We start from the raw sequence: 8199 nt of genomic DNA, 5'->3' as shown, positions 1-8199 counted from the left end.
TGCGCGGTGTGCCTGTCAACGGGGTCGAGCCCCACGGCGCGTAACCGGGCCAGTAGATCGCGTTGCCGGTAGATGCGGATGTGCCCGCCTTCCACGCTGTGGTAAGCGGTCGAGAGGCGCCAGCAGATCCGCTCGGGCAGCCAGGCCGGGACGGTGACCGCGGCGAGCCCGCCGGGGCGCAGCACGCGGGCCAGCTCCGCCATGGCGCGGGCGTCGTCCGCGATGTGTTCGAGCACCTCCGCGGCGATGACCCGGTCGAAGGTGGCGTCGGCGAACGGCAGCGCGAGCGCGTCCCCGCGCACGCAGGCGGCCCGTGCCGCCGGCGGCACCTGGCCCTGCGCGGCCATCGCGGCGAACATCTGCCCGACACCGGTGACCTCGGCCGCCGCGTGGTCGAGCGCGACCACCTCCGAGCCTCGGCGGAACGCCTCGAAACCATGCCGGCCCGTGCCGCAGCCGAGATCGAGCAGACGGCAGCCCTCGGTGACCGGGTAGCGGTCGAAGTCGACCGTCAGCATGGGTGCGGGCCGGCCGCCGAGGAGCGCTCGCGCCCGGACCGGACCGCGTCGATCCGGTCCGCATACCACGCCGCGGTCGCGGCGGCCGCGGCTCGCCAGGAGAAGCGCTCCTTCACCCGGGTGCGGCCGGCGGCGCCCATCCGCGCTCGCAGCGCCGGGTCGTCGAGCAGCCGTCCGATCGCGGCGGCCAGCGCCTCGGCGTCCCCGGGCGCGACGAGCGCGGCGGCCTGCCCGGCCGGCCCGACCACCTCCGGAAGCGCACCGGCCGTGGTCGTGACCAGTGCCACGCCACAGGCCATCGCTTCGACCGCGGGCAGGCTGAAGCCCTCGTGCAGCGACGGCACCACGGCCAGCTCCGCTGACCGCAGCAGCGTGACGAGTTCCGTTTCGGACAGGTTCGGGCGGAACGTGACGACGCCGGTGAGGCCGAGGTCGTCGACCTGGTGCTCGATAGCGCCACCCGGCCGGGCCGCACCGACGCACACCAGGTGGGCGTCACGTTCGGCCCGGACCTTGGCGAGCGCCTCCAGCAGCACTCCCAGCCCCTTCAGCGGTACGTCCGCGCTGGTCACGACCACGATGCGCCCTGGCGTCGACGCCAAAGCCGACGCCGGGGCGGTGGCGGGGCGAAAGACGTCGGCATCGACACCGAGCGGGACGGTGCGCATCGCCGCCGCGGCCACCCTCATGTCGAGGATGATCTCCTGGCGGGAGCTCTGGGACGGAACGATGATGCCGTCGAGGCTGCGAGCGACCCGGGCCTGCATCGGCAGGAAGGAGTACCAGCGGCGGATGCCGGCACGCGCGGTCCGGTCCGGTGCGGCAGCCAGCGCCAGCCGGCGATCGACGGTGATCGGATGGTGCACCGTCGCCACCACCGGAACGCCGTGCGGGCGCAGCGCCCAGCGCAGGGCGAGCAGGCCGTAGCCCAAGCCCTGGTTGTCATGGACGATATCGAAGCGGGGTGGGTGGCCGGTATCCGGTCGCAGCGCACGGGCGGCCCGGATGCTGAACGCCAGCGGCTCGGAGAACTGGCCGGTGCGCATCAGGCCGAACTCGACGGCGTCGGCGACGGTGCGCAGCTCCCGTGGGGACGGCCAGCGGAACGGATCGGGCTCGGCGTACAGGTCGAGGCTGGGCAGCATGCGCAGCTCGATCCCGGGGTCGAGCAGGGGGTAGGGTGGCCCGCTCACCACCGTGACGTGGTGGCCCAGCATGACGAGTTCGCGGGAGAGATGCCGGACGTACACGCCTTGACCGCCGCAGGTGGGCAGACTGCGGTATGACAGCAACGCGATCCGCAACGGTGTCCTCTCCGTAGGTTCAGATCCATGGGCTCAGATCTGTTTCCCGCCGGTGCCAGCTCGCGTCCCCTGTTGCCAGGCGCTCCAAGCCGGCGCGGAGCTGTTTCCGGCACAGTAGGGCATATCCGGTGGATCTTCTCGGGAGTGCGCTCCGGACTGCGGATACCCGTTGGGCGTTGCCGGCCGGGAACGGCTCCCGGGCCCGCGCGCCGAGGCCGAGGCCGGCCAGCCCGTCCAGCGCCTGGGGACCGCGGCCAGGCCCGCGCTGAGCGGTTCAGGTCGTCTCGCTGGCGAGCCGGGCGAGTGCGCCACCGGCGCGCATGAGGTCCGCCAGATCCTGGTGGCTCAGTTGGCGAAGGCGGCGGGAGTACCAGCTGTCGACGACACGCCGGGATTCCTGGACGGCGGTGAGACCCTGGTCGGAAATCCGCACGATGCACTGGCGACCGTCGTATTCGTCGTTTTCTTTGATCGCCAGGCCACGTTCGATCAGCGTTGCCAGCGCGCGTGTCATCGACGGTTTACGCACACCTTCGACGTGGGCGAGCTGCGTCGGCGTCAGCGGCCCCAGCCGTTGCAGCGTGGACAGGGCTGAAATCAGGCTGAACGGCAGCGCCCGTGGGTCACGCTGGCGTTCCGCCCGCTGTGAGCGCGCGAGCCTGGTTATCGAGGTTCGCAGCATGGCCACGAACACCGGGTCGAGGCGCTCGTCATACGGGGCGCTACCGGTACCCGCATGGTTGGCGGTGGTCGGGTAGCGCCCGCGTCCGGTCGATGGTGGGCCGCTGGCCGGTCGTATGGGCACGGTCATTACCGCATGGTAACGACTTTCGCGGTTGATGCCGTGTCGATCAGGTGAGCACCAGTTCCTGGGGGACGACGATGACGTCGACGAGCGCGCCGCGCCGCCATACGGTCAGTTCGACCGGTTTTCCGATGGTCTCCTCGGTCATGAGGCGCTGGAGGTCGCCGGATGCGGCGACCGGCCGCCCGGCGACCGAGAGCACCAGATCGCCGGTGAACAGCCCGGCCCGTCCGGCCGGGCTGTTCACCACGACCTCCGCCAGCCGTACGCCGTGCCGGCGGCCGAACCGCTCCGCCAGGTGCGGCGGGAGCGGAGCCCGGGAACTGGCCACCCCGAGATAGGCCCGCCGGACCCGACCGTCACGCATGAGCGCGGCGAGGATGCGGCGGGTGGTGTCGTTGACCGGGATGGCGAGCCCGAGGCCGATCCCGGCGACGGCGGTGTTCACGCCGACGAGGTGGGCGTTCGCATCGGCCAAGGCGCCGCCGGAGTTACCCGGGTTGAGAGCGGCGTCGGTCTGGATCACCTCGTCGATGACACGGACGGTCGCGCCGGCCCGGGTCGGCAGCGACCGGCCGAGCGCGCTGACAACCCCTGCCGTGACGCTGCCGGTCAGCCCCAGCGGATTGCCCACGGCGACGACGAGCTGGCCGACGGCAAGCGTTGCGGCATCGCCGAGCGTGGCCGGCGGAGGCGTGCTACCGCGGGCGCGCAGCACGGCGAGATCGGACAGCGGATCGGCGCCGATCACGTCCACGACCCGCTCCGTGCCGTCGGTGAACTCAGCCGTGCCGGTCACGGCGTTCCGTTCCCTGCCCGGCAGGCCGCTGTCGACGACGTGGGCGGAGGTCAGCAGGAAACCGTCGTCGGTGAAAACCACGGCGGACCCAGCGCCCGCACCCGCGCTGGTCCGTACCCGCAGGCTCGCGACAGCGGGGGAGAGCGCGGCGGCGACCCTGGTCACCACCTGCGAGTAGGCGTCCATCGGATCCTGCATCACGGCCTCCCGGCGCCGGTCCCAGACAAGCGATCTGATTACATGCTTACGTCGCTTGCAACATCGCAGCGTCGAGCGGCCTTCCCTGTTCCCTGTCCGCCCAGGGCGGACAGGGAACAGGGAAGGCGGGGCGTCAGTCGACGAGTGCCTTCCGCAGGACATCCAGCTCGGCCTGGGTGATGCCATGGTCGAGCGCCCAGCCGGCCGTGCCGCCCCAGCGCTGGTCGACGGTCTCGAAGAAGGCCCACATCGTCTCGGGCCGGCAACCGATGTCGCCGCGCGCGCTCCTGCCGTAGGTCGGCATCGCGATCAGGCGTTCCCTGATCCGCGGCAGCCGTTCATTGGTCAGGACGTAGTCGTCGACGATCGCTTCGCGCCGGACCCCGACGACATCCAGAACGAGCGCGGCAAGGACACCGGTGCGGTCCTTGCCCGCCGCGCAGTGAAACAGGACCGGTAGCTCAGCTGGCTGGGTGAGCAGCCGCAGTGCCGCCGGCACCGTGCTGCCGGGACGGGTCAGATAGTCCACGTAGTGCTCGACCGTCTCCTGCCTGGATCGCTGTTCGACGATCACCTTGTGTTCGGGGTCGCCGGGCACGAGATAGACGTCGGGAACGAACGCCACGTTGCGGTAACGGACCGCGGTCTCCGCGAGCAGCCCGCGGCCCTCGGCCGCCGCTTCCCTCGGCGTCCGCAGATCCAGCACGGTGCGTAGACCGAACCCGTTGAGCAGTACGTCCGTACCCTCCACCGTCAGCTGCTGGACCGTGTCGCACCGGATCAGAAGCCCCCGCTTGGTCGAGCCACCGTCCGTTGTGGGCAGGTCCCCGAGGTCGCGGGCGTTGTCACAGCCATCAAGGTGGATCCAACGGTCGGTCACGAAACCCCTTCGGTCGCGGTGGGCAAACGCCGGTGCCACTGGCGGTCGGTCGGTCGGCCGCGGCCGGGGCGTCTGAGCTTCCCAGCCTAACCGTGCCAGGTCAGCGGAAGACGGCCTCATGCGACCGGCTGGCCGGCGCGGACCGCCCGTGTGATCCACCGCCAGCATGATGATCATTTGCTCTTTCCTGTGTGTCAGCGGTTGACTTGGTTGGGTTCAGCTGGCAATGTGCGTGCGGTCTCACGGTTTGGGACGTTCGCCCTGAGGTAGAGGTTGATGCGGTGGGTACTGGCAGGATCGTGCGGTTCGACGGGATTCGTGGCTACGGCTTCATCGCGCCTGACGAGGGCGGCGATGACATCTTCATGCATGTGAACGATTTGGAGGATGAAAAGTATCTGTTCCGGCCCGGCGTACTTGTCGAGTTCAAAGCGGAGGAGGGTGACAAGGGTCTGAAGGCCTCAGCTGTCCGTCTTGTTGACCGGGCCGGGGTCGGCCCGTTTTTTCCCCGTGCCACCAGCCCGAACCTTGCGGGTTCGGGCACCGACGACGACGAGATGTGCGATGTCCTGACCACCGCCGAGTTTCTCCATGTGCTCACTGAGATACTTGTCGAGGGGGTACCGACGTTGACCGGTGGCCAGATTGGCCAGATACGGCAGCGGCTCCTCGACCTCGCGCGGGCGCGCGGTTGGGTCGAATCCTGACGCTCCGGCCGGCTGGTCCGGCGGGTGGGCCTGCCGTGATGCCCGCGGCGGTACGCGGTTCGGCGTTGTCATCCGATGGATGAATTATCCGTTGAGAGCGAGAACGCCGGGCGTCGGGATACTGTCCGTCGCCATTCCGTTGACGCCCGCGGCTGGCACGGCGGCAGGTGAATGTTTCTACCGTGCGCTGGGGGCCGGAGAGCAGCATCCGCTCGGTCTTCACACGGGTTTCTGGCCAGGGACGCTGCCTGGTGGGTGCCGTGCCTGGCGGGCGCTCCGCCAGGCCGCGGTCCAAGCCGGGGCTGTTGCTTCCCTCGCTGCTGTTCATCGCTGTTCATCGCTGTTCATCGCTGTTCATCGTCTTGGTCGTCGTGGTGGTAGGCAGCCTTGGGACGCCCCTCATCACCAGCGTGGCCACTACTTTCCAGGTGCCGCTCGCCAGCGCGCGGCAGCCGCTGACCAGCACTGTGCTCAGCGGCGCTGCTGCCCCACGCCCCTCCTTCTTCGGCGTGGGCGGCTTCTCCGCGTGAGGCGGCGCGGGAAGTCACCGGAGATGGTGGGGGCGACCGGCAAGCCGGGGCAGCCGTGCACCGCGCGGCCATGGATGGGCAGCGATGAGGTGAGGCGCGTGCCCCAGCCTCGCGACGCCGCGTCCCCTGTTGCCGGTCGCTCAAGGCGCTACTGGGCGAAACAGCTGTCCGGCCGGCGACCATGTCGAGCAGCCATGCTCCCAACCCGTCGTCCGCACAGGTCAACGGCCTAGCCCACGACGTGCGCCCACAGCCTCACATTGGCTCGATGACGTTCTTCCGCGAGTGCCCGTAGATCACCGAGGTGCGTACGTCCGCGAGCGCCTGGAGCTCAGTCAGTTTGTCCAGGACCACCGAATGGAGATGGTCGGCGTCGCGAACCGCCACGTGGAGAAGGAAGTCGTCGGTGCCCGTCAGCACGAAGACCGCGATCACCTCGGGCATCCGCGCCACGAACGCCTGGAACTGCTCGATGACCGCACGTGTGGGGGGCCGTACCCGCACAGCGATGATCGCTTGTAGCCCCCGGCCGAGCGAGGGGAGGTCCACGTCGGCGTGGAATCCGAGCAGCACACCGCGCTCGCGGAGGGAGCGCACCCGCTCCAGGCAGGTGGAGGGGGCGATCCCCAGCTTCTGCGCCAGGTCCCGGTTGGTGCGCCGACCGTCTTGCTGGAGAAGCCGTAGTAACGCCGAATCTAGTTCGTCCATGTTCTGCCACCTTTCTGAAAAGCCGAATTATATTCGGCCAATCTGCCATTTCATTGGATTGATTGTTAGCATCATTGCAATAATTCCGTTCGTGATTCGCTTTCTTGCTACGCGGTCCGGGCGGAGTCGTGGAGCTCGGAGGGGAAGGGACATCAGGGTGGATGAGCGGACGACAAAGGCCTTGGCGATCTGTTCTGTCGTGGCGGCCGCGCTGATCTGGAGCAGTTCGTACGCGGTGACCAAGGAGGTGCTGGCAGAAGTCGGGCCACTGACCATCGGGGCCATCCGCTTCACAATCGCCGCTGTGTCACTCGGGATCATGGTGCGCACGCGCCGCAACCCGGTTGCCCGGCCGGATGTCCGCCAGCGGCAGATGATCTATCTGAGCGGCCTGCTCGGCATCACGGCCTACTTCGTGCTGGAGAACATCGGCGTCGATCTGTCGACCGCTTCCGACGCGTCCCTGATCGTGGCCTCCTATCCGCTGATGACCATGCTCTTGGAACGGGTGCTCTTCCGGATCAGGATGCCGCCCTTTCGGGTCGTTGGCGTGCTGATCGCCGTTGGGGGAGCCTTTCTGGTCGTGCGCAACGGGGCGGAAGTCGGGGGCAGCGCGCGTTGGTTCGGCGATGTCCTGCTGCTGCTCGGCGGGCTGGTGTGGGCCGGGTACAACGTGCTGAGCAAGTACGCGGGCCGCGGGCAGGACGCGGTGAACCTCACCTATTACCAGACCGTCGCGGGCGCTGTCGGCTTCCTGCTCGCCTCGCTTCTGGAGATCGGGGAGTGGCGGCTGCCGGGCGTCACGGTTTCGGAGCTGCTCGCCTATCTGGCCGTGGCGTGTTCTGTCGGCGGTTTTCTCCTCTATAACTACGGCCTGCGCCGGATGGCCTCGAGCGTCGCGGTCAACATCCTCAACCTGGTACCGGTGTTCGGTGTGCTCGGCGCTGTGGTGATCAATGGGGAGACAGTGCGGCTCGCGCAGATCCTCGGCGGTGTGATCATCATTGCCGGTGTAGCGCTCGGGTTGGTCGAGCGCCGAACGGCCGGTGCGAAAGCCGCAGTTCCTGAGCCGGCCCCGGTCAGCAAGCGCGCCTGAAGGGGCTCGTCCTGAGGGCGTCATAGCTCGGAGAGGACGATCAAAAGCCGGTCCGCCGACCACCTTCCCGCGGAAGCCGTACCAGGGCGTGTTGCGGAAGCCAGCTGTCCGGCTCGCCGCCTCCAGGCGGCCCTTGGCCGCGTTCTCGGCCACATCGAATACCACGCATCCGGTATCGGTCGGGCCTGTGGCCTTGTCAGGAACCACCTGGAGGCGGCTCCCTGATCGAACGATGACTTCCGAAACACGCTGTGGTGGCGAACCAAGTTCATTATGAGCGCTCTTTACCCTGATTTACCGAACTAAGTTCGTCGTCTTAGTCAACACGTTGTCTATCCGTTAACATATCGTTCGATGCGTTGGTCACGTTTGGATCAATGATCCACTAATTTGTTAACCAATGGAGGTGACAGGTACTCGGGCCAACGGGGTTCTAACCTCGCCGCGATTGGTCCCGCGGCACTGGTTGTTTTGTTCTGGAGCAGTTTGCAAGCAGTCACCAAGAGAATCTCGCAGATCTTGGGCCGTTAATTATCGGTGCGCTCCGCTTGACCAGAGCGGCTGCTATGATCCTCATGATAGCTCGTCTTCGGTCTGGCCGCGTCACCCGGCAAGATTTCATATGCGCCTGATGATTTACTTGAACGGACTCTC

The 8199-nt window shown here is 67.9% G+C and carries 9 protein-coding genes; 3 read left to right on the top strand and 6 right to left on the bottom strand.

Annotated features, from left to right (window positions below; translation table 11 throughout):
- From MJ783_RS05830 to MJ783_RS05810, 5 genes are all read right to left on the bottom strand, one after another.
- Positions 1 to 518, bottom strand: a 518-nt coding sequence (locus tag MJ783_RS05830; protein WP_239308905.1) for a class I SAM-dependent methyltransferase, incomplete at its 3' end; no start/stop codon positions are given.
- A complete protein-coding gene (locus MJ783_RS05825; protein WP_239308904.1) occupies positions 512 to 1822 on the bottom strand; it encodes a glycosyltransferase family 4 protein in 1311 nt (436 codons plus the stop codon). The genes MJ783_RS05825 and MJ783_RS05830, both read right to left, overlap by 7 nt.
- 274 nt (positions 1823 to 2096) lie before the next feature.
- Positions 2097 to 2627 (bottom strand): MarR family winged helix-turn-helix transcriptional regulator, encoded by a 531-nt coding sequence (locus MJ783_RS05820; protein ID WP_239308902.1) that lies wholly within the window; start codon positions 2625 to 2627, stop codon positions 2097 to 2099.
- Positions 2628 to 2673: 46 nt separating this feature from the next.
- The gene (locus tag MJ783_RS05815; protein WP_239308900.1) at positions 2674 to 3624 is read right to left on the bottom strand and encodes a S1C family serine protease; all 951 of its coding nucleotides are present in this window, start codon (positions 3622 to 3624) and stop codon (positions 2674 to 2676) included.
- A gap of 133 nt (positions 3625 to 3757) precedes the next feature.
- Positions 3758 to 4504, bottom strand: a complete 747-nt coding sequence (locus tag MJ783_RS05810) for a tyrosine-protein phosphatase (protein ID WP_239308898.1) — start codon at positions 4502 to 4504, stop codon at positions 3758 to 3760.
- Positions 4505 to 4785: 281 nt separating this feature from the next.
- On the opposite strand from MJ783_RS05810, the gene MJ783_RS05805 reads away from it, so the two are divergent.
- Both MJ783_RS05805 and MJ783_RS05800 read left to right on the top strand, forming a co-directional pair.
- Positions 4786 to 5211, top strand: coding sequence for a cold-shock protein (locus MJ783_RS05805; RefSeq protein ID WP_239308896.1), 426 nt, complete (start codon positions 4786 to 4788; stop codon positions 5209 to 5211).
- 167 nt (positions 5212 to 5378) lie between these two features.
- Positions 5379 to 5741, top strand: a complete 363-nt coding sequence (locus tag MJ783_RS05800; protein WP_239308895.1) for a hypothetical protein — start codon at positions 5379 to 5381, stop codon at positions 5739 to 5741.
- 255 nt (positions 5742 to 5996) lie between these two features.
- On the opposite strand, the gene MJ783_RS05795 is transcribed toward MJ783_RS05800, so the two are convergent.
- Positions 5997 to 6449: an Lrp/AsnC family transcriptional regulator gene (locus MJ783_RS05795; RefSeq protein WP_239308893.1), complete on the bottom strand. Its 453-nt coding sequence runs from the start codon at positions 6447 to 6449 to the stop codon at positions 5997 to 5999.
- A 157-nt stretch (positions 6450 to 6606) separates the two neighbouring features.
- On the opposite strand from MJ783_RS05795, the gene MJ783_RS05790 reads away from it, so the two are divergent.
- On the top strand, positions 6607 to 7545 hold the full coding sequence (locus MJ783_RS05790) for a DMT family transporter (protein ID WP_239308891.1): 939 nt from the start codon (positions 6607 to 6609) through the stop codon (positions 7543 to 7545).
- Positions 7546 to 8199 lie beyond the last annotated feature (654 nt).

Origin of the sequence: Protofrankia sp. Cj3 (assembly GCF_917627355.1) — a bacterium.
GTDB lineage: Bacteria > Actinomycetota > Actinomycetes > Frankiales > Frankiaceae > Protofrankia.
The sequence above is the reverse complement of the archived record's forward strand: the minus strand, read 5'-3'. Positions and strand labels throughout refer to the sequence as shown.

Excerpts from the sequence above, each read along its gene's own strand:
- MJ783_RS05815 (WP_239308900.1), bottom strand. The coding sequence starts at position 3,624 with ATGCAGGATCCGATGGACGCCTACTCGCAGGTGGTGACCAGGGTCGCC.
- MJ783_RS05795 (WP_239308893.1), bottom strand. The coding sequence starts at position 6,449 with ATGGACGAACTAGATTCGGCGTTACTACGGCTTCTCCAGCAAGACGGT.